The organism is Pseudomonas sp. NyZ480, assembly GCF_029537255.1.
Lineage (GTDB): Bacteria > Pseudomonadota > Gammaproteobacteria > Pseudomonadales > Pseudomonadaceae > Aquipseudomonas > Aquipseudomonas taiwanensis.
Map to the genome: position 1 here is coordinate 956,657 of NZ_CP120626.1, position 19,751 is coordinate 976,407.

General features: G+C 60.6%; 20 protein-coding genes. 15 read left to right on the forward strand and 5 right to left on the reverse strand.

Going from position 1 to position 19,751, the window contains the following annotated elements:
* Positions 1-9 precede the first annotated feature (9 nt).
* The gene (locus P3R38_RS04285; RefSeq protein WP_003251792.1) at positions 10-774 is read left to right on the forward strand and encodes an amino acid ABC transporter ATP-binding protein; all 765 of its coding nucleotides are present in this window, start codon (positions 10-12) and stop codon (positions 772-774) included.
* 56 nt (positions 775-830) lie between these two features.
* On the opposite strand, the gene algW is transcribed toward P3R38_RS04285, so the two are convergent.
* Positions 831-1,991 carry a Do family serine endopeptidase AlgW gene (gene algW / locus P3R38_RS04290; RefSeq protein ID WP_023378797.1) on the reverse strand — a complete coding sequence of 387 codons (1,161 nt, stop codon included), beginning with the start codon at positions 1,989-1,991 and terminating at the stop codon, positions 831-833.
* 305 nt (positions 1,992-2,296) lie between these two features.
* Between algW and P3R38_RS04295 the strand changes: the two genes are divergently transcribed.
* The 3 genes from P3R38_RS04295 to cysN all read left to right on the forward strand — a co-directional run bounded on the left by P3R38_RS04295 (position 2,297) and on the right by cysN (position 6,108).
* The gene (locus P3R38_RS04295) at positions 2,297-3,055 is read left to right on the forward strand and encodes a Nif3-like dinuclear metal center hexameric protein (RefSeq protein ID WP_027908076.1); all 759 of its coding nucleotides are present in this window, start codon (positions 2,297-2,299) and stop codon (positions 3,053-3,055) included.
* Positions 3,056-3,273: 218 nt separating this feature from the next.
* Positions 3,274-4,191 carry a sulfate adenylyltransferase subunit CysD gene (cysD, locus tag P3R38_RS04300; RefSeq protein ID WP_023378799.1) on the forward strand — a complete coding sequence of 306 codons (918 nt, stop codon included), beginning with the start codon at positions 3,274-3,276 and terminating at the stop codon, positions 4,189-4,191.
* 15 nt (positions 4,192-4,206) lie between these two features.
* Positions 4,207-6,108, forward strand: coding sequence for a sulfate adenylyltransferase subunit CysN (cysN, locus tag P3R38_RS04305; RefSeq protein WP_023378800.1), 1,902 nt, complete (start codon positions 4,207-4,209; stop codon positions 6,106-6,108).
* Between the two features lie 435 nt (positions 6,109-6,543).
* On the opposite strand, the gene P3R38_RS04310 is transcribed toward cysN, so the two are convergent.
* Positions 6,544-7,023 (reverse strand): Lrp/AsnC family transcriptional regulator, encoded by a 480-nt coding sequence (locus tag P3R38_RS04310; RefSeq protein WP_104882146.1) that lies wholly within the window; start codon positions 7,021-7,023, stop codon positions 6,544-6,546.
* A 127-nt stretch (positions 7,024-7,150) separates the two neighbouring features.
* Here P3R38_RS04310 and P3R38_RS04315 point away from each other — a divergent pair, with 127 nt between their 5' ends.
* Both P3R38_RS04315 and P3R38_RS04320 read left to right on the forward strand, forming a co-directional pair.
* The gene (locus P3R38_RS04315) at positions 7,151-8,347 is read left to right on the forward strand and encodes a methionine gamma-lyase (RefSeq protein ID WP_277686862.1); all 1,197 of its coding nucleotides are present in this window, start codon (positions 7,151-7,153) and stop codon (positions 8,345-8,347) included.
* Positions 8,348-8,497: 150 nt separating this feature from the next.
* Positions 8,498-8,881: a tail fiber domain-containing protein gene (locus tag P3R38_RS04320; protein ID WP_277686863.1), complete on the forward strand. Its 384-nt coding sequence runs from the start codon at positions 8,498-8,500 to the stop codon at positions 8,879-8,881.
* A 70-nt stretch (positions 8,882-8,951) separates the two neighbouring features.
* Here the strand turns inward: P3R38_RS04320 and P3R38_RS04325 are convergent, their stop codons facing one another.
* Positions 8,952-9,389 carry a DUF1043 family protein gene (locus P3R38_RS04325; protein WP_023378804.1) on the reverse strand — a complete coding sequence of 146 codons (438 nt, stop codon included), beginning with the start codon at positions 9,387-9,389 and terminating at the stop codon, positions 8,952-8,954.
* A gap of 135 nt (positions 9,390-9,524) precedes the next feature.
* On the opposite strand from P3R38_RS04325, the gene P3R38_RS04330 reads away from it, so the two are divergent.
* From P3R38_RS04330 to zapE, 3 genes are all read left to right on the forward strand, one after another.
* Positions 9,525-10,160 (forward strand): alpha/beta fold hydrolase, encoded by a 636-nt coding sequence (locus tag P3R38_RS04330; protein ID WP_023378805.1) that lies wholly within the window; start codon positions 9,525-9,527, stop codon positions 10,158-10,160.
* 25 nt (positions 10,161-10,185) lie between these two features.
* Positions 10,186-11,529: a tryptophan--tRNA ligase gene (locus tag P3R38_RS04335; RefSeq protein WP_023378806.1), complete on the forward strand. Its 1,344-nt coding sequence runs from the start codon at positions 10,186-10,188 to the stop codon at positions 11,527-11,529.
* A gap of 182 nt (positions 11,530-11,711) precedes the next feature.
* Complete coding sequence (zapE, locus tag P3R38_RS04340) at positions 11,712-12,806, forward strand: cell division protein ZapE (RefSeq protein WP_023378807.1); 1,095 nt, start codon at positions 11,712-11,714, stop codon at positions 12,804-12,806.
* 38 nt (positions 12,807-12,844) lie between these two features.
* On the opposite strand, the gene P3R38_RS04345 is transcribed toward zapE, so the two are convergent.
* Complete coding sequence (locus P3R38_RS04345; RefSeq protein ID WP_167332805.1) at positions 12,845-13,741, reverse strand: GlxA family transcriptional regulator; 897 nt, start codon at positions 13,739-13,741, stop codon at positions 12,845-12,847.
* Between the two features lie 281 nt (positions 13,742-14,022).
* Positions 14,023-15,063 (reverse strand): NADP(H)-dependent aldo-keto reductase, encoded by a 1,041-nt coding sequence (locus P3R38_RS04350; RefSeq protein WP_027908078.1) that lies wholly within the window; start codon positions 15,061-15,063, stop codon positions 14,023-14,025.
* A 257-nt stretch (positions 15,064-15,320) separates the two neighbouring features.
* Here P3R38_RS04350 and rplM point away from each other — a divergent pair, with 257 nt between their 5' ends.
* The 6 genes from rplM to P3R38_RS04380 all read left to right on the forward strand — a co-directional run bounded on the left by rplM (position 15,321) and on the right by P3R38_RS04380 (position 19,748).
* The gene (rplM, locus tag P3R38_RS04355) at positions 15,321-15,749 is read left to right on the forward strand and encodes a 50S ribosomal protein L13 (RefSeq protein WP_023378810.1); all 429 of its coding nucleotides are present in this window, start codon (positions 15,321-15,323) and stop codon (positions 15,747-15,749) included.
* 15 nt (positions 15,750-15,764) lie between these two features.
* A complete protein-coding gene (gene rpsI, locus P3R38_RS04360) occupies positions 15,765-16,157 on the forward strand; it encodes a 30S ribosomal protein S9 (RefSeq protein ID WP_003260797.1) in 393 nt (130 codons plus the stop codon).
* Between the two features lie 263 nt (positions 16,158-16,420).
* Entirely contained in the window at positions 16,421-17,014 is a 594-nt protein-coding gene (gene petA, locus P3R38_RS04365) for a ubiquinol-cytochrome c reductase iron-sulfur subunit (RefSeq protein WP_023378811.1), read from the forward strand.
* Entirely contained in the window at positions 17,014-18,225 is a 1,212-nt protein-coding gene (locus tag P3R38_RS04370; protein WP_023378812.1) for a cytochrome bc complex cytochrome b subunit, read from the forward strand. The genes petA and P3R38_RS04370 overlap by 1 nt, the downstream gene beginning before the upstream one ends.
* Entirely contained in the window at positions 18,225-19,004 is a 780-nt protein-coding gene (locus P3R38_RS04375; RefSeq protein ID WP_023378814.1) for a cytochrome c1, read from the forward strand. Before P3R38_RS04370 ends, P3R38_RS04375 begins: the two co-directional genes overlap by 1 nt.
* A gap of 120 nt (positions 19,005-19,124) precedes the next feature.
* Positions 19,125-19,748 (forward strand): glutathione S-transferase N-terminal domain-containing protein, encoded by a 624-nt coding sequence (locus P3R38_RS04380; RefSeq protein WP_023378816.1) that lies wholly within the window; start codon positions 19,125-19,127, stop codon positions 19,746-19,748.
* Positions 19,749-19,751 lie beyond the last annotated feature (3 nt).

Sequence of the window (19,751 nt, forward strand, 5' to 3'; positions counted from 1 at the left end):
AGTTTCGAAATGAGTGAAGCGATCAAGCAGCCTGCCGGCCCCGAAGGCATCATCCAGATGCAGGGCGTCAACAAGTGGTACGGCCAGTTCCATGTGCTCAAGGACATCAACCTGAACGTACGCCAGGGCGAGCGTATCGTGCTGTGCGGGCCGTCTGGCTCGGGCAAGTCCACCACCATCCGCTGCCTCAACCGCCTGGAAGAGCACCAGCAGGGGCGCATCGTCGTCGATGGCGTAGAGCTGACCAACGACCTCAAGCAGATTGAGGCGATCCGCCGCGAGGTGGGCATGGTATTCCAGCACTTCAACCTGTTCCCGCACCTCAGCATCCTCGAGAACTGCACCCTGGCACCAATGTGGGTGCGCAAGATGCCGCGGCGCAAGGCCGAGGAAATCGCCATGCACTACCTGGAGCGGGTACGCATCCCGGAGCAGGCGCACAAGTACCCCGGGCAGTTGTCCGGTGGTCAGCAGCAGCGCGTGGCGATTGCCCGGGCCCTGTGCATGAAGCCCAAGATCATGCTGTTCGACGAGCCGACTTCGGCGCTTGACCCGGAAATGGTAAAAGAGGTGCTCGATACCATGGTAGGTCTGGCCGAGGATGGCATGACCATGCTCTGCGTCACCCACGAGATGGGCTTTGCCCGCACCGTGGCGAACCGAGTGATCTTCATGGACAAAGGTGAGATCGTCGAGCAGGCAGCGCCGGATGACTTCTTCGACCGGCCGCGCAGTGACCGGACCAAGCTGTTCTTGAGCCAGATTCTGCATTGATGTGACGGGGGGCGCCTTGCGGCCCTTTCGCGCTGCAAGGCCGCCCCAGCATCAACTTACTTCTCTTCTTTGGCAGCCACCGGTGCAGGTGGCGGTCGCAGCCCCACCTCGGCAACCAGTTTCAGTTGCTGCCCGTTGCGCACCACCTCGATGGTGATCTTCTCGTTGGGCTTGATCCGCGCAACTTGGTTCATCGACTTGCGTCCGTCTCCCGCAGGTTCGCCATTGATGCTCAGGATCACGTCACCCAGCTGCAACCCGGCCTTTTGCGCCGGCCCATCGCGGAAGATCCCCGCCACGACGATGCCTGGGCGGCCCTGCATACCGAACGATTCCGCCAGTTCCTGGCTCAATGGCTGCACTTCGATGCCCAGCCAGCCGCGAATCACCTGGCCATGCTCGACGATCGACTTCATCACCTCCAGCGCCAGCTTGACCGGGATGGCGAAGCCGATGCCCTGGGAACCACCAGACTTGGAGAAGATCGCGGTATTGATGCCGATCAGGTTGCCATTGGCATCGACCAGCGCACCACCGGAGTTGCCTGGGTTGATGGCCGCGTCGGTCTGGATGAAATCTTCGTAGTTGTTCAGGCCCAGTTGGTTACGTCCGGTGGCGCTGATGATGCCCATGGTCACGGTCTGGCCGACCCCGAACGGGTTACCGATGGCCAGGGAGACATCGCCGATGTGGATGTTGTCGGAACGGCCGATGGTGATCGCCGGCAGGTTCTTGAGGTCGATCTTCAGTACCGCGAGGTCGGTTTCCGGGTCGCTGCCCACGACGCGCGCCAGGGTCTCACGGCCGTCCTTGAGCGCCACCACGATCTGGTCGGCGCCGCTGGTAACGTGGTTGTTGGTCAGCAGGTAGCCCTCGGGGCTCATGATCACGGCCGAACCCAGGCTGGACTCCCAGCGCCGCTGCTTGGGCAGGTTGTCACCGAAGAAGCGGCGGAACTGCGGGTCTTCGAACAAGGGATGGGCGCTCTTGTTCACCACTTTGGTGGTGTACAGGTTCACCACCGCTGGGGCGGCGAGGGTCACGGCGTCGGCATAGGACACCGGCCCCTGCATGATCCGGGTGGTCTGCGGAGCCTGCTGCAGGTTGACGTCCTGGCTGGGGAGGCCGACCCATTCAGGGAAACGCTGGATGACCAGCATGGCGATCAGCACGCCAGTAATCAGGGGCCAGCCAAAATAACGCAGAGCCTTGAGCATGAACGAATCCTGGGAGTAGGGCGGGGGCCAATTGGCAGCGCAGCGGGGCGCGAGCGCGCGCGATCATACACAGGTACAGAGCGATCGGCGATGTGCAAACCGATTTACCTGCTTCGCGGTTGAGTCCATGTCCTCCAGGGACCACGCTGGCCCCTGGGGGAGCGGGTCTGCCCGCGAATGCTGGCGCCTCGGTCTTGCCCCCATGCGACTGCCGCCGGTTTCCCCGAAGCCGGCGACGGCCCATAATGGCCGCCATTATACGGGCGTTGTGCCCGTCGAAAGCGCAGATTTCGAGGAGATTTTCCATGGCCGTCGCACTGAACACCCTGGTCGAGGAGGCCGAGCGCTACCTGGGTAGCGCGAAGATCCAGGATTACTGCCCCAACGGCCTGCAAGTCGAAGGGCGACCGCAGGTCAGTCGCATCGTCAGTGGCGTGACCGCCAGCCAGGCGTTGCTCGACGCGGCGGTCGAGGCCGATGCCGACTTGGTGCTGGTTCACCATGGTTATTTCTGGAAGGGCGAGAATCCGTGTGTCACCGGCATCAAGCAACGCCGCTTGAAAACCTTGCTCAAGCACGACATGAGCCTGCTGGCCTTCCACCTGCCGCTGGATGTGCATCCCGAAGTGGGCAATAACGTGCAATTGGCTCGTCAGCTGGACATTACCGTCGAGGGGCCGCTGGACCCGGAGAACCCAAAGGTCGTGGGGCTGGTCGGGTCGCTGGCCGAGCCAATGACAGCGCGGGATTTCGCCCGGCGCGTGCAGGAGGTGATGGGACGTGAGCCGCTGCTGGTGGAAGGCGATGTCATGGTTCGCCGGATCGGCTGGTGCACCGGAGGCGGCCAAGGCTACATCGATACCGCGATCGCCGCCGGAGTCGACCTGTACATCAGTGGCGAGGCGTCCGAGCAGACTTTTCATAGCGCGCGCGAGAACGGCGTGAGCTTCATCGCCGCAGGCCACCATGCCACCGAGCGTTATGGCGTGCAGGCGCTGGGGGATTACCTGGCGCGTCGGTTTGCCCTGGAGCACCTGTTCATCGACTGCCCGAACCCGATCTGACCTTTGGGGCCTCATCGCCGGCAAGCCGGTTCCTGCTGGCGCGCTCGTCTCAGGCGCTGGCCTGTCGGCGATGCGTTGCTCGAGCCCCAAACCCCCAGTCATATCGTTAGATTGTTTCGATCTAGTGCGGCTCCTAAATAGAATCAGCCGCTGTGATAAAGTGGCTCGCTCGAACACGGCCCGCAGGCCGTCCATAAGATCGTTTTTCGTGAGTAGCCATGGTCGACAAACTGACGCACTTGAAACAGCTGGAGGCGGAGAGCATCCACATCATCCGCGAGGTGGCCGCCGAGTTCGATAACCCGGTGATGCTGTACTCGATCGGCAAGGACTCCGCCGTGATGCTGCACCTGGCGCGCAAAGCCTTCTTCCCAGGCAAGCTGCCGTTCCCGGTGATGCACGTCGACACCCAGTGGAAATTCCAGGAGATGTACCGCTTCCGCGACAAGATGGTCGAGGAAATGGGTCTGGAGCTGATCACCCACGTCAACCCCGAAGGTGTGGCCCAGGGCATCAACCCGTTCACCCATGGCAGCTCCAAGCACACCGACATCATGAAGACCCAGGGCCTGAAGCAGGCGCTGGACAAGCATGGTTTCGACGCCGCCTTTGGTGGCGCCCGCCGCGACGAAGAGAAGTCCCGGGCCAAAGAGCGCGTTTACTCGTTCCGCGACAGCAAGCACCGCTGGGACCCGAAGAACCAGCGCCCCGAGCTGTGGAACGTGTACAACGGCAAGGTCAACAAGGGCGAGTCGATCCGTGTGTTCCCGCTGTCCAACTGGACCGAGCTGGACATCTGGCAGTACATCTACCTCGAAGGCATCCCGATCGTGCCGCTGTACTTCGCCGCCGAGCGGGAAGTGATCGAGAAGAACGGCACCCTGATCATGATCGACGACGAGCGCATCCTCGAGCACCTCACCGACGAGGAAAAAGCCCGTATCGTCAAGAAGAAAGTGCGGTTCCGTACCCTTGGCTGCTACCCGTTGACGGGTGCCGTCGAGTCGGAGGCCGAGACCCTGACGGACATCATCCAGGAAATGCTCCTGACCCGTACGTCCGAACGCCAGGGCCGAGTCATCGACCATGATGGCGCAGGCTCGATGGAAGACAAAAAACGCCAAGGCTACTTCTAATTTCAGGGTTTCATCATGTCGCACCAATCCGATTTGATCAGCGAAGACATCCTCGCTTATCTGGCTCAGCACGAGCGCAAAGAACTGCTGCGTTTCCTCACCTGCGGTAACGTGGATGACGGCAAGAGCACCCTGATCGGGCGCCTGCTGCACGACTCGAAGATGATCTACGAAGACCACCTCGAGGCCATCACCCGCGATTCGAAGAAAGTCGGCACCACCGGCGAAGAAGTCGACCTGGCATTGCTAGTCGATGGCCTGCAGGCCGAGCGCGAGCAGGGCATCACCATCGATGTCGCCTACCGCTACTTCTCCACCGCCAAGCGCAAGTTCATCATTGCCGACACCCCGGGCCACGAGCAGTACACCCGCAACATGGCGACCGGCGCCTCGACCTGCGACCTGGCGATCATCCTGGTCGATGCCCGTTACGGCGTGCAGACCCAGACCCGCCGTCACAGCTACATTGCCTCGCTGCTGGGCATCAAGCACATCGTGGTCGCGGTCAATAAGATGGACCTCAAGGGCTTCGATGAGCAGGTCTTCGAGTCGATCAAGGCCGATTACCTGAAGTTTGCCGAAGCGATCAACCTGAAGCCGTCGAGCCTGCACTTCGTGCCGATGTCGGCGCTCAAGGGCGACAACGTGGTCAATCACAGCGAGCAATCGCCGTGGTACGCCGGCCCGACGCTGATGGAAATCCTCGAAACCGTGGAAGTGTCGGCCGACCGCAACGTCACCGACCTGCGTTTCCCGGTGCAGTACGTCAACCGTCCGAACCTGAACTTCCGCGGCTTCGCCGGCACCATCGCCAGCGGCGTGGTACACAAGGGTGACGAAATCGTCGTGCTGCCTTCGGGCAAGAGCAGCCGGGTCAAGTCCATCGTCACCTACGAAGGTGAACTGGAGAACGCCGGCCCCGGCCAGGCCGTGACCCTGACCATGGAAGACGAGATCGACATCTCCCGTGGCGACTTGCTGGTGCATGCCGACAACGTTCCGCCGGTGACCGACCAGTTCGACGCCATGCTGGTGTGGATGGCCGAAGAACCGATGCTGCCGGGCAAGAAATATGACATCAAGCGCGCCACCAGCTACGTGCCGGGCTCGATTGCCAGCATCACCCACAAGGTGGATGTGAATACCCTGGAGCAAGGCGCTGCCAGTGCACTGCAACTGAACGAGATCGGTCGCGTCAAGGTGTCCCTGGATGCCGCGATCGCCCTGGACGGTTACGACAGCAACCGCACCACCGGCGCGTTCATCGTCATCGACCGCCTGACCAACGGCACTGTCGGTGCCGGCATGATCATCGCCCCGCCAGTCCTGCCGCATGGCACCACGGGTCAGCATGGCAAGTTGGCTCACGTGTCCACTGAAGAGCGCGCGCTGCGCTTCGGTCAGCAACCGGCTACCGTGCTGTTCAGCGGCCTGTCCGGCGCTGGCAAGAGCACCCTGGCCTATGCCGTCGAGCGCAAGCTGTTCGACATGGGCCGTGCGGTCTACGTGCTCGATGGCCAGAACCTGCGTCACGACCTGAACAAGGGCCTGCCGCAGGATCGAGCGGGCCGCACCGAGAACTGGCGCCGCGCCGCCCATGTGGCGCGTCAGTTCAACGAAGCTGGCCTGCTGACCCTGGCCGCCTTCGTTGCGCCTGATGCCGAGGGCCGTGAACAGGCCAAGGCCTTGATCGGCAAGGAGCGCCTGGTAACCGTTTACGTGCAGGCATCGCCAATTGCCTGCCGCGAGCGTGATCCTCAGGGCCTGTATGCCGCTGGCGGTGACAACATCCCGGGTGAAAGCTTCCCGTACGATGTGCCGCTGGATGCCGACCTGGTGATCGACACCCAGACCACCAGCGTGGACGAGGGCGTGAAGCAGGTGCTGGATGTGCTGCGTCAGCGCGGCGCGATTTAAGCGTTAGTGCTGTACGAGAAACCCCGCTTCGGCGGGGTTTTTTTGTATTGGGGATTGGCGTCGGGGCTGTTGGGTGCTTGGCGTGAGAGGTGCGGTGCCTGTGAGATCGAGCGCCGCCCGCGCGGCGCATCGCGAGCAAGGCTCGCTCCTACGTTTGTTTCGGGCCAATTATTTCTGTGAGATTCGCGCGCGAACGCTTTGGCGCTTGGCGCGATATCGCGTCGTACAAACAAGGCGGTCGCGCGCGTCTATCACTGGCGTTACTGGCCCGAAACAAACGTAGGAGCGAGCCTTGCTCGCGATGCGCCGCGCGGGCGGCGCTCGATTTGCGCACCACCTCAAAGCTCAAGTCAGGCCGTCCTCCCCAGAAAGAACCTCAACTTGTTTCCGCGATGCAATACCGCTCCTTCAGGTGTCGATCGTGGCAGATCTGTCTCAGATATGCTTTTCCGATACAGGAATCACGCGCTTTTCCTTAACCGCCTTATACGAAAAGCTCGAATATATCTCCTTCACCCCCGGCAACCGCTGCAACACCTCACGGGTGAATTCCCCAAACGACTCCAGATCCCGCGCCAGAATCTCGAGCAAGAAGTCATACCGCCCGGAAACATTGTGGCAGGCAATGATCTCTGGAATTTCCATCAGCCGCTTTTCGAACGCCAGCGCCATGTCCTTGGTGTGCGAGTCCATCATGATGCTGACGAACGCGGTCACACCAAACCCCAGCGCCTTGGGCGAAAGAATGGCCTGATAACCGGTGATGTAGCCGTTGTCCTCCAGCAACTTGACCCGACGCCAGCAGGGCGAGGTGGTTAACGCGACTTGGTCGGCAAGCTCGGAGACGGTGAGGCGGGCGTTGTCCTGCAAGGCTGCGAGCAGGGCGCGGTCGGTGCGGTCGAGGGTCGAAGGCATGTTTTGCCCTCCTGGTCTGTCATGTGTTGTTTTTGTTCCAAAACTAGCCATTTCGCGTAGGAGATTTTGGAAAGAATCAGGCGGCTTGGTGGCATAAGCTTATAACAAACCACCAGAGGTTGTTGCCATGCGCGACTCCCATAACAACAGCGGTTTTTCCACGCGGGCCATCCATCACGGGTACGACCCGCTCAGCCATGGCGGCGCCCTGGTGCCGCCGGTCTACCAGACCGCTACCTTCGCTTTTCCTTCCGTCGAATACGGTGCTGCCTGTTTTGCAGGCGAAGAACCCGGGCACTTCTACAGCCGTATCTCCAACCCGACCCTGGCCTTGCTGGAACAGCGCATGGCCTCGCTGGAAGGGGGCGAGGCAGGCTTGGCCCTGGCCTCGGGCATGGGGGCCATCACTTCGACGATCTGGACGTTGCTGCGCCCTGGGGATGAACTGATCGTGGGGCGCACACTGTATGGCTGCACCTTCGCCTACCTGCACCATGGGATTGGCGAGTTCGGAGTCAAGATCCGTCACGTCGACCTCAATGACATCAAGGCGCTGAAGGCGGCGATCACCAGTAAGACGCGAATGATCTACTTCGAAACCCCAGCCAACCCGAACATGCAGTTGGTCGATATCGCTGCCGTGGCCGAAGCGGCGCAGGGGCATGACCTGCACATCGTGGTCGACAACACCTATTGCACGCCGTATCTGCAGCGGCCGTTGGAGCTGGGTGCCGATCTGGTCGTGCACTCGGCTACCAAGTACCTCAGCGGCCATGGCGATATCACCGCCGGGCTGGTGGTCGGGCGCAAGGCGCTGGTCGACCGGATTCGCCTGGTAGGGCTCAAGGACATGACTGGCGCGGTGCTGTCGCCGCATGATGCCGCGCTGCTGATGCGTGGTATCAAGACATTGGCCCTGCGCATGGACCGCCACTGCGCCAATGCACAGCAGGTGGCTGAGTTCCTGGCGGAGCAGCCTCAGGTCGAGCTGATCCATTACCCGGGCCTGTCGTCATTCGGGCAGTACGCGCTGGCACAGCGGCAAATGCGCATGCCGGGCGGGATGATCGCTTTTGAGCTCAAGGGCGGGATCGAGGCCGGCCGACGCTTCATGAATGCCTTGCAGCTGTTCGCACGTGCGGTCAGCCTGGGGGATGCCGAGTCGCTAGCGCAGCATCCAGCGAGCATGACCCATTCCAGCTATACGGCGAAGGAGCGGGCGCATCACGGGATATCGGAAGGGTTGGTGAGGCTGTCGGTGGGGTTGGAGGATGTAGAGGACTTGCTTGCCGATATCGAACAGGCGCTCAAGCACTGTGTATGAGGTTGGCTGCAAACTTCCTACTTATCGATGCCGGTTTTCGACAGCGATATCAAGAAAGGTCGGATAGAGCCTGTTGAGGTGGTCACTTAGTTTGGGTGTTCGCACGGAATCTGTTCCGTGCCTAGTCCATTCACCTGAACAGGCATGAGTATGAAATTCAAGAGTGTACTTTCGCACGCCGCCCTGGCGCTTGCGGTGGTTACTGCCAGTGGGGTCGCTTTGGCAGGCGATGTGGGCCAGCCATGCTGCCCTTTCAGCGATAAAAGCCTGAAGACGTCGCCAGAGGCGCTGTCGGGTTCCACTCAGCAGTTGTTGAAACTGCAAGGTATGAAGTTCACCTGGAAAGAAACGGGGCGCAAGGATATTGGGCTGATGGCGCAGGATGTCCAGGCCGTGTACCCGGAACTGGTTCATGAGAAGGACGAAAAGCTGACGGTGGACTACCAAAAATTGGTCGCACCACTGATTGAGTCGATACGTGAACTGAATCAGCGGATCGATACACTGGAGAAGGCTCAGGCCAAGACGATGTAACGCGGGTTGTTGCCGTGTTCTTCACGCAATAAGAAAGGCCTCTTCCGAGGCCTTTTTGCATTTCACCCGCTTAACGCTTGAGCCCGTAGCTCTCGTCCAGCATGCCTGGCGAGTTCGGCGCCTTCGGCGCATAGTCGCGAGGCACTTCGGCGGTGTCCTTCGGCGGGGTCAGGCGGTCACGTGGGGCCTGGGCGGCCTCGGAGTGCAGGGCGGCCAGCAGGCGCTGACGGGTAACCTCGTCCAGCGCCAGGGCATTGGCGCCTTCGGCCAGGTGGTCCTGGACATCCTGGTAGCTCTGGGTCAGCTTTTTGACCAGCACGGCAGTGCTGTTGAAGTGGGTGACCACTTCGTTCTGGTAGGTGTCGAAGCGTTGCTGGATATCGTCCAGCTGGCGCTGTGTGCTGCTCGGCGCGGCATTGGGCAGCAGGCGCGCGACGACGAAACCGACCACGACGCCGACGACCAGGGCCAGGGTCGGCAACAACCAAACAAGGAGCGAGTGTTCCACGAGTCCTTCCTCTATAAACGGCTTTGCTTTACGTTAACGGCTCAGACCTGCGCTGTATACCGCGAGCGATCGCAAATCAGAACAGAATTCCTCAGCTAGACGAATCGACCCCTCCCGAGGTCACGGAGTAGTGCCTTGCTTGTCCGCGAAACCCCCTTGTTCATCGATGGCCCCGTTGGCCAGCTGGAAGCCTTGTACCTGGACGTGGCCGATGCCCGTGGTGCGGTGCTGATCTGCCACCCCAACCCGGTTCAGGGCGGCACCATGCTCAACAAGGTGGTTTCGACGTTGCAGCGTACCGCCCGCGATGCAGGCTACGTGACCCTGCGCTTCAACTACCGTGGTGTGGGCCAGAGCGCCGGCAGCCATGACATGGGCGCAGGCGAGGTAGCGGATGCCGAGGCCGCTGCTGGCTGGCTGCGCGAAAAGCACCCCGATCTGCCCTTGGTGCTGATGGGTTTCTCTTTCGGTGGTTTCGTCGCTACCAGCCTGGCCGGGCGGCTGGAGGCTTCTGGCGTGGCCTTGCAGCAGTTGTTCATGATTGCCCCGGCGGTGATGCGTCTGACGGCCGATTTCCCGCTGCCGCAGCATTGCCCGATCACCGTGGTGCAGCCGGAGAGCGACGAAGTCGTCGATCCGCAGCTGGTTTACGACTGGTCCGACAGCCTGTCGCGCCCCCATGAGCTGCTGAAAGTGGCAGAATGCGGACACTTCTTCCATGGCAAGCTGACCGATCTGAAGGATCTGCTGCTGCCGCGCCTTTCGAACTGAGCCAAGCCTGAATAAGCGAACACCCATGACCACGCGCATTCTCACCGGTATCACCACCACCGGCACCCCGCACCTGGGCAACTACGCCGGAGCTATCCGCCCGGCCATTCTCGCCAGCCAGCAGCCCGGTGCCGACTCGTTCTACTTCCTGGCCGACTATCACGCCCTGATCAAGTGCGACGATCCGCTGCGCATCCAGCGCTCGCGCCTGGAAATCGCTGCCACCTGGCTGGCCGGTGGCCTGGATCCGGACAAGGTGACCTTCTACCGTCAGTCAGATATTCCCGAGATTCCTGAGCTGACCTGGCTGCTGACCTGCGTTGCCGCCAAGGGCCTGCTCAACCGCGCCCACGCCTACAAGGCTTCGGTGGACAAGAACGTCGAAGCCGGTGAAGACCCGGATGCCGGTGTGACCATGGGGCTGTTCAGCTACCCGGTGCTGATGGCGGCGGACATCCTGATGTTCAACGCGCACAAGGTGCCGGTAGGCCGTGACCAGATCCAGCACGTGGAGATGGCCCGTGATATCGGCCAGCGCTTCAACCACCTGTTCGGTCAGGGCAAGGACTTCTTCGCCCTGCCAGAAGCTGTGATCGAAGAAAGCGTGGCGACGCTGCCAGGGCTGGACGGTCGCAAGATGTCCAAGAGCTACGACAACACCATTCCGCTGTTCACCAGCGCGAAGGACATGAAGGACGCAATTTCGCGCATCGTCACTGACTCCCGTGCCCCAGGCGAGGCCAAGGACCCGGACAACTCGCACCTGTTCACTCTGTTCCAGGCCTTCTCCACACCAGCCCAGTGCGCTGAATTCCGTGAAGAACTGCTGCAGGGCTTGGGCTGGGGTGATGCCAAGCAGCGTCTGTTCCAGCTGCTCGACAGCCAGCTCTCCGAGAAGCGTGAGCACTACCACCAACTGATCTCGCGACCGTCGGACCTGGAAGACATTCTTTTGGCCGGTGCCGCCAAGGCACGCAAGATCGCCACCCCGTTCCTCGAACAACTGCGCGAGGCCGTAGGCCTGCGCTCGTTCCGCAGCAGCGTCCAGGCAACTGCCGAAGTGAAGAAGAAAGCCGCCAAAAGCGCCCGTTTCGTCAGCTTCCGTGACGAAGACGGCAGCTTCCGCTTCCGCCTGCTTGCCGCCGATGGCGAGCAATTGCTGCTCTCGCGCAGCTTCGCCGATGGCAAGAGCGCCGGTGCGGTAAGCAAGCAGCTGCAGCAGGGCGGTGAGGCTGATGTGCGAGTCGAAGGCCTGGGCTTCAGTCTGTGGCTGAACGGCGAGCAGGTGGCCGACGGGCCGCAGTTCGACAGCGCCGAAGCCCGCGATTCGGCTATCGAAAGCCTGCGTGTAGCGCTGCAGCCCCTGTAGGAGCGGATTTATCCGCGAACACCGGCATAACCGGTGCCAGGCACCGCGTTGTCTGTTTTGCGGGTAGGCCTTCGCCCTCAGGAATGCATACCGCCTGAGGCATTTCGCCGCAAGTCTGATTGCCATTAAGCGGGCCTGTCGCTACAGTGACGGCCCGTTTTTTGTTGCCTCGCTAACGAATCATGACGCCCCTAGAACGATATCAAGCAGATCTGAAACGTCCCGACTTCTTCCATGACGCGGCGCAGGAGACTGCTGTGCGTCACTTGCAGCGTCTATACGACGATCTGGTCGCTGCGCACAACAGCAAGCCAGGTGTATTCGGCAAGTTGTTCGGCAAGAAGGAGCAGACCCCGGTCAAGGGCCTGTACTTCTGGGGCGGTGTGGGCCGAGGCAAGACCTACCTGGTGGATACCTTCTTCGAAGCGCTGCCATTCAAAGAGAAGATGCGTACTCACTTCCACCGCTTCATGAAGCGTGTGCACGAAGAGATGAAGACCCTCAAGGGCGAGAAGAACCCTTTGACCATCATCGCCAAGCGCTTCTCCCAGGAAGCCAAGGTCATCTGCTTCGACGAGTTCTTCGTTTCCGACATCACCGATGCCATGATCCTGGGCACGCTGATGGAGGAACTGTTCAAGAATGGCGTTTCCCTGGTCGCGACCTCCAACATCGTGCCGGACGGCTTGTACAAGGACGGCCTGCAGCGGGCGCGCTTCCTGCCGGCCATCGCGATGATCAAGCAGAACACCGACGTGGTGAACGTCGACAGCGGGGTCGATTACCGCCTGCGTCACCTGGAGCAGGCCGAGCTGTACCACTACCCGCTCGATGATGCGGCGCACCAGAGCCTGCGCGCCAGCTTCAAGGCACTGACCCCTGAGTGCACCCAGGCGGTCGAGAATGACGTGCTGATGATCGAGAATCGTCCGATCAATGCCTTGCTCACCTGCGACGATGTGGCCTGGTTCGACTTCCGCGCCCTGTGCGACGGGCCTCGCAGCCAGAACGACTACATCGAGCTGGGCAAGATCTTCCACGCCGTGCTGCTGAGCAACGTGGAGCAGATGGGGGTGGCTACCGATGACATCGCCCGTCGTTTCATCAACATGGTGGACGAGTTCTACGACCGTAACGTCAAGCTGATCATCTCGGCCGAGGTGGAGCTGAAGGACCTGTACACCGGTGGCCGCTTGAGCTTCGAATTCCAGCGTACCCTGAGCCGCCTGCTGGAGATGCAGTCGCACGAGTTCCTGGCGCGCGCGCACAAGCCATAAGCCTCGGAGTTCGGGGCCGCTTGCCGGCCCCGCTCATCTCAAGCTTCTTGCATGAACTGCTGCCGATACTGGTTCGGGGACAGCTCAGTGTGCTGCCGGAACAGTCGGGCAAAGAAGCTGGCATCGTCGTAGCCAACCTCGTAGCTGATGGTCTTGATGCTCTTGCGCGTGCTCGACAGCAACCCCTTGGCCGTCTCGATGCGTAGCCGTTGCAGGTAGTGCAATGGTTTGTCGCCAGTCGCGCCCTGGAAGCGACGCATGAAGTTGCGAATGCTCATGCCGTGGTTGCGGGCCACGTCCTCGAAGCGGAACTTGTCGGCGAAGTGTTCTTCAAGCCAGTGCTGGATCTGCAGGATGATCAGGTCCTGGTGCAGCTTCTGCCCACCAAAGCCCATGCGTCCAGGGGTGTAGTTGCGCTGTACCTCGTAGAGGATGTCGCGTGCCACGGCGCGAGCCACGTTGGCGCCGCAGAAGCGCTCGATCAGGTAGATGTACAGATCACAGGCCGAAGTGGTGCCGCCGGCACAGTACAGATTGTCGGCGTCGGTAAGGTGCTTGTCCTGGTTCAGCCTGATCTTGGGGAAGCGCTCGGCGAAGCTGTTGAAGAAGCGCCAGTAGGTAGTCGCTTCCTTGCCGTCGAGCAGCCCGGCCTCGGCCAGCCAGAAGACCCCGCTTGCCTCGGCGCACAGTACGGCGCCGCGGGCATGTTGCTCGCGTAGCCACGGCAGCACCTGAGGGTAGCGCTGCAGCAGGTTGTCGAAGTCGTCCCAGAAGGCTGGGAGGATGATCACATCGGCATCGTCCAGGCCGCCGTCGACCGGCAACTGTACGCCGCTGAAGCTGTCCACGGGCTGCCCGTCGGGACTGACCAGGTGGATTTCGAACATGGGCTGCAAGCCCAGGCCCAGTTGCTTGCTATAGCGCAGGCTGGCCAGGTGGAAGAAATCCTTGGCCTGCATCAGGGTCGAGGCGAACACCTTGTCAATGGCCAGGATGCTGACGCGCCGCAACGACGCGGAGGGTTGGGTAAACATCATTGTCATTGTTCTTATAGGGTAGAGTGGTCAATCACCGGCTGGATCGTCTTATTTTTTGGCGATTGTGTCTACCCCGCAGATTCGCGCTACCTGCTTCGCGGGTAAACCCACGCCCACGAGGGCTGCGCGTAGCCCTACGGGAGCGGGCTCACCCGCGAAGCAGGCAATTGTGGTTCGGGTCAAGGCGCCGGATTGGGCTGCTGCTGATGAATCGCCTCGATCCCCGCCAGCAGCTCATCGCTGAGGTTCAGTGCCAGGCTATTGAGGTTGCTCTTGAGCTGATCCAGGTCGGTCGCTCCGATGATATTGCTGGTCACGAACGGTTGCCGAGTCACGAACGCCAAGGCCATTTGCGCCGGGTCCAGGCCATGATCGCGGGCCAGTTGCACGTAGCGGCTGCAGGCTGCGACTGTCTGTGGGTTGGAGTAGCGGGCGAAGCGGCTGAACAGGGTCAAGCGTGCCTTTGCAGGGCAGGCGCCATTCTCGTATTTGCCCGAGAGCATGCCGAACGCCAGTGGCGAGTAGGCCAGCAGGCCGCATTGCTCGCGAATCGCCACTTCCGCCAGGCCCACCTCGAAGCTGCGGTTGAGCAGGTTGTACGGGTTCTGGATCGACACCGCGCGCGGCCAGCCACGGGCCTCGGCCAGTTGCAGGAACTTCATGGTGCCCCACGGCGTTTCGTTGGACAGGCCTACATGGCGGATCTTGCCGGCGCGAACCTGCTCATCGAGCACTTCGAGGGTTTCCTCCAGCGGGGTGAAGTGGTCCTGCGGCAGGTGTTGGTAGCCCAGTTTGCCGAAGAAGTTGGTGCTGCGTTCGGGCCAGTGCAGTTGGTACAGGTCGATGCGGTCGGTCTGCAGGCGCTTGAGGCTTTCGTCCAGCGCCGCGACGATGTGCTGGCGGTTGTGCTTGAGCTGGCCGTCGCGGATATGGCTGATACCGTTGCCAGGGCCCGCGACCTTGCTGGCGAGGATCCAGTCGTCACGATCACCGTGCTCGCTGAACCACTTTCCGATGATCCGCTCGGTGGCGGCATAGGTCTCGGGGCGGGGTGGCACCGGGTACATTTCGGCGGTGTCGATGAAGTTGATCCCGGCCTGCTTGGCCAGGGCGATCTGTTCGAAGGCCTCTTCCTGGGTGTTCTGCTCGCCCCAGGTCATGGTGCCCAGGCACAGGGCGCTGACGTGGAGGTCGGTACGGCCGAGCTTGCGGTATTCCATCGGAAAGACTCTCCTTGGCAAAGATGCCCATAAAAGCAGGTTGAATTTTCTGGCGCAATCTGGATAATTCGGCCCCTCTCCGTGTGGCGGAAGTGATGCACCACCATGCAGGAAGAACCCCGTCGAACATTGGCGTGCCCGACCCGAGCCCCCAAAAGCGTCAGCGTTCGGCTGCGCGCTTGCCCTTGGCAAGTTGTGCACTATCCAGTAAGATTCGCCGTCTATTTTTCGCTGGGCGGCCTCTGAGGCTTTAGAGAATGAAAACTTTTACTGCTAAACCGGAAACAGTAAAGCGCGAGTGGTTCGTAGTCGACGCCGCTGGCCAGACCCTGGGTCGTCTGGCTACCGAAATCGCTAGCCGTCTGCGTGGCAAGCACAAACCAGAATACACCCCTCACGTTGACACCGGCGACTACATCGTCGTTATCAACGCCGAGCAGGTTCGTGTGACTGGTGCCAAGTCTTCCGACAAAATGTACTACTCCCACTCCGGTTTCCCAGGCGGCATCAAGGAAATCAGCTTCGAGAAGCTGATCGACAAAGCCCCTGAGCGTGTTATCGAAACCGCGGTCAAAGGCATGCTGCCTAAGAACCCGCTGGGTCGCGACATGTACCGCAAGCTGAAAGTGTACGCGGGTGCAACTCACCCACACACTGCTCAGCAGCCTCAAGAACTGAAGATCTAACGGGAAAAGTTCATTATGTCGGCGACTCAAAATTACGGCACTGGCCGTCGCAAGACCGCAACCGCTCGCGTTTTCCTGCGTCCGGGCACTGGCAACATCTCCATCAACAACCGTTCTCTGGACGTGTTCTTCGGTCGCGAAACCGCTCGCATGGTTGTTCGCCAGCCGCTGGAGCTGACCGAGACCGTTGAGAAGTTCGACATCTATGTCACCGTTTCCGGTGGTGGTGTCAGCGGTCAAGCCGGTGCGATCCGTCACGGTATCACCCGCGCTCTGATGGAATACGACGAAACCCTGCGTGGCGCTCTGCGTCGTGCTGGCTACGTCACCCGCGACGCTCGTGAAGTTGAGCGTAAGAAAGTGGGTCTGCGTAAAGCGCGTAAGCGTCCTCAGTACTCCAAGCGTTAATACCGCTTCGGCAGTCAAAGAAGCCCGGTTCCTTTGGAACCGGGCTTTTTTTATGTCTTGAACTAACCTGTCAGCATGTCGGTGACAACTGGCCGCATAGACGCAGATCAAGCAAAGCGAGGGTTGTAGCCCGTTGCAGGGGTAATCACCTTGTCAGTGTGTGGTTTTGTTTCTTACCATGGCGGCCAATTTTTAGTGCCACAGACATTACCTAAGTACAGGCCTGATTCAACAGGCCAAGCAAGCTGATGGGAGAGGACTGAATGAGCAATGACGGCGTCAACGCAGGCCGGCGCCGCTTCCTCGTAGCCGCGACATCCGTGGTCGGGGCGGCGGGGGCAGTGGGGGCTGCGGTACCGTTCGTAGGGTCATGGTTTCCCAGTGCCAAGGCGAAGGCCGCAGGTGCACCGGTGAAGGTCAACATCGCCAAGGTCGAACCCGGGCAGCAGATGGTGGCCGAGTGGCGCGGCCAGCCTGTATTCATCGTCAGGCGAACGGAAGAGATCCTCGGGAATCTCAAGAAGATCGCCGGTGAGCTGTCCGACCCTGAATCGAAGGCATCGGTGCAGCCGGCCTATGTCGATCCCCAAGTGCGTTCGATCAAGCCGGAGATCCTCATTCTCGTCGGTCTGTGCACCCACCTTGGGTGTTCCCCGACGTTCCGTCCAGAAGTGGCGCCGGCCGACCTTGGTCCTAAATGGGTGGGTGGCTACTTCTGCCCTTGCCATGGCTCCCACTACGATCTGGCCGGGCGGGTTTACAAGGCCCAGCCTGCACCTCTCAACCTGCCAGTGCCGCCTCACTCTTACGAGTCGGACGACATCATTGTCATCGGCGTCGATCAGGAGAACGCATGATGAGCAAGTTCATGGACTGGATTGATGCTCGCTTCCCCGCTACCAAGATGTGGGAAGACCACCTGAGCAAGTATTACGCGCCCAAGAACTTCAACTTCCTGTACTTCTTCGGCTCCCTGGCCCTGTTGGTATTGGTCAACCAGATCGTCACGGGTGTGTGGCTGACCATGAGCTTCACGCCGTCGGCGGAAGAGGCCTTTGCCTCGGTCGAATACATCATGCGTGACGTGGAATACGGCTGGATCCTGCGTTACCTGCACTCCACGGGGGCGTCGGCATTCTTCATCGTGGTCTACCTGCACATGTTCCGCGGATTGCTCTACGGCTCCTACCAGAAGCCCCGTGAGCTGGTGTGGTTGTTCGGCATGCTGATCTACCTGGCGCTGATGGCCGAGGCCTTCATGGGCTATCTGCTGCCTTGGGGGCAAATGTCCTATTGGGGCGCCCAGGTGATCATTTCGCTGTTCGGTGCCATTCCGGTGATCGGCGATGACCTCACTCAGTGGATTCGTGGTGACTACCTGATCTCCGGCATCACCTTGAACCGCTTCTTCGCCCTGCATGTCGTGGCCTTGCCGATCGTCATCCTGGGCCTGGTCGTGCTGCACATCCTCGCGTTGCACGAAGTAGGTTCGAACAACCCCGATGGCGTCGATATCAAGAAGAAGAAGGACGAAAACGGGATACCGCTGGACGGCATTCCGTTCCACCCGTACTACACCGTCAAGGATATCGTCGGCGTGGTGGTCTTCCTCTTCGTATTCTGTGCCGTGGTGTTCTTCTTCCCGGAAATGGGTGGCTATTTCCTGGAAAAACCGAACTTCGAGCAGGCAAATGCCTTCAAGACGCCAGAGCATATCGCCCCGGTGTGGTACTTCACGCCGTTCTACGCAATCCTTCGGGCGGTTCCTGACAAGCTGTTCGGGGTGATCGCCATGGGGGCGGCCATTGCCGTGCTGTTCGTGTTGCCCTGGCTTGACCGCAGTCCTGTGCGCTCGATGCGCTACAAAGGCTGGTTGAGCAAGATCTTCCTGCTGGTGTTCTGCGTGGCCTTCGTGATCCTCGGTGTGCTGGGCGTTCTGGCGCCGACACCAGGGCGCACCTTGCTGTCGCAGGTGTGCACGGTGTTGTACTTCGCCTACTTCCTGCTGATGCCGTTCTACACAAGGCTTGAGAAGACCAAACCGGTTCCGGAAAGGGTGACTGGCTGATGAAAAAGTTGATTGCAGTATTTTTGCTGGCAGTGATGCCTGCCTTTTCCTACGCTGCCGAAACTGGCCTGACGTTGGACAAGGTCGATATCGACCTCGCCGACAAAGCGGCCATGCAGGATGGTGCTCGTACCTTCGCCAACTATTGCATGGGCTGTCACAGTGCGAAGTTCCAACGCTATGAGCGTGTGGCCGATGACTTGGGCATTCCACACGAGCTGATGCTCGAGAAACTGGTGTTCACCGGTGCCAAGATCGGCGACCACATGAAGATCGGCATGCAGCCAAGTGATGCCAAGACCTGGTTCGGCGCGGCGCCACCTGACCTGACGCTGGTTGCCCGGGTGCGCGGTACCGACTGGTTGTACACCTACCTGCGCAGCTTCTATGAAGACAAGTCGCGTCCTTATGGTGTCAACAACAAGGTGTTCCCGAACGTCGGCATGCCCAACGTGCTGGTGGGACTGCAGGGTAACCAGGTCATCGGCTGCAAGCAGGTGCAGACCGTGGTCGACGGCAAGAAGCAATTCGACCCATTGACAGGTAGTCCGCTGACCCATGAGGCTTGTGACCAGCTGACCATTACGCCGAATTCCGGTACCCTGACCACCGAGCAGTTCGACGAGAAGGTCAAGAACCTGGTGACCTTCCTGGCCTATTCGGCCAACCCGGTCAAACTGGAAAGCCAGCGTATCGGTACTTATGTGTTGCTGTACCTGGCTTTCTTCTTCGTATTCGCCTATTTGCTCAAGCGCGAATACTGGAAGGACGTGCACTGATCACGCAGTAGTTTCTGGTAGTTGAACGCGCCCTGGGCGCTCCACCGCTGACGCGGAGGGGCGTCCAGGGCGCGTTTGCATTTGCAGTTTCATAAGCATCCCCATGCGAGGAGGCGCTACATGGGCGCAACCAACAGGTTAGCCTGCTATTCCGACCCCGCTGATCACTATTCCCATCGCGTGCGCCTGGTGCTCGCGGAGAAAGGCGTCAGCGTGCAGATCATCGATGTGGATCGCGGTCGTCTGCCACCCAAGCTGGTTGAAGTGAACCCCTATGGGAGCGTGCCGACCCTGGTCGACCGTGACCTGGCGTTGTATGAATCGACCGTGGTGATGGAGTACCTTGAGGAGCGGTACCCGCATCCGCCGCTGATGCCGGTATACCCGGTGGCACGTGGCAACAGCCGTCTGCTGATACATCGTATCCAGCGCGACTGGTGTGCGCTGGCCGATACCATCCTCGATGCGCGCAGCGCCGATGCCGCGCGTGCAGAGGCGCGCAAGGCGTTGCGCGAGAGCTTGACCGGCGTGTCGCCGCTGTTTGCCGAGTTCGCTTGCTTCATGAGCGAGGAGCAAAGCCTGGTCGACTGTTGTCTACTGCCCATACTCTGGCGTTTGCCGGTATTGGGTATCGAATTGCCGCGGCAGGCCAAGCCGCTGCTGGATTACATGGAGCGACAGTTTGCCCGTGAGCCATTCCTGGCAAGCCTGTCCTCCGTTGAACGTGAAATGCGCAAGCTTTAAGGA

Coding starts and splice junctions, on each gene's coding strand:
- P3R38_RS04320 (WP_277686863.1), top strand. CDS start 8,498: ATGAAATTCAAGAGTGTACTTTCGCACGCCGCCCTGGCGCTTGCGGTG.
- P3R38_RS04315 (WP_277686862.1), top strand. CDS start 7,151: ATGCGCGACTCCCATAACAACAGCGGTTTTTCCACGCGGGCCATCCAT.
- P3R38_RS04380 (WP_023378816.1), top strand. CDS start 19,125: ATGGGCGCAACCAACAGGTTAGCCTGCTATTCCGACCCCGCTGATCAC.
- P3R38_RS04285 (WP_003251792.1), top strand. CDS start 10: ATGAGTGAAGCGATCAAGCAGCCTGCCGGCCCCGAAGGCATCATCCAG.
- P3R38_RS04310 (WP_104882146.1), bottom strand. CDS start 7,023: ATGCCTTCGACCCTCGACCGCACCGACCGCGCCCTGCTCGCAGCCTTG.
- P3R38_RS04375 (WP_023378814.1), top strand. CDS start 18,225: ATGAAAAAGTTGATTGCAGTATTTTTGCTGGCAGTGATGCCTGCCTTT.
- algW (WP_023378797.1), bottom strand. CDS start 1,991: ATGCTCAAGGCTCTGCGTTATTTTGGCTGGCCCCTGATTACTGGCGTG.
- cysN (WP_023378800.1), top strand. CDS start 4,207: ATGTCGCACCAATCCGATTTGATCAGCGAAGACATCCTCGCTTATCTG.
- petA (WP_023378811.1), top strand. CDS start 16,421: ATGAGCAATGACGGCGTCAACGCAGGCCGGCGCCGCTTCCTCGTAGCC.
- cysD (WP_023378799.1), top strand. CDS start 3,274: ATGGTCGACAAACTGACGCACTTGAAACAGCTGGAGGCGGAGAGCATC.
- P3R38_RS04370 (WP_023378812.1), top strand. CDS start 17,014: ATGAGCAAGTTCATGGACTGGATTGATGCTCGCTTCCCCGCTACCAAG.
- P3R38_RS04335 (WP_023378806.1), top strand. CDS start 10,186: ATGACCACGCGCATTCTCACCGGTATCACCACCACCGGCACCCCGCAC.
- rplM (WP_023378810.1), top strand. CDS start 15,321: ATGAAAACTTTTACTGCTAAACCGGAAACAGTAAAGCGCGAGTGGTTC.
- P3R38_RS04350 (WP_027908078.1), bottom strand. CDS start 15,063: ATGGAATACCGCAAGCTCGGCCGTACCGACCTCCACGTCAGCGCCCTG.
- P3R38_RS04295 (WP_027908076.1), top strand. CDS start 2,297: ATGGCCGTCGCACTGAACACCCTGGTCGAGGAGGCCGAGCGCTACCTG.
- zapE (WP_023378807.1), top strand. CDS start 11,712: ATGACGCCCCTAGAACGATATCAAGCAGATCTGAAACGTCCCGACTTC.
- rpsI (WP_003260797.1), top strand. CDS start 15,765: ATGTCGGCGACTCAAAATTACGGCACTGGCCGTCGCAAGACCGCAACC.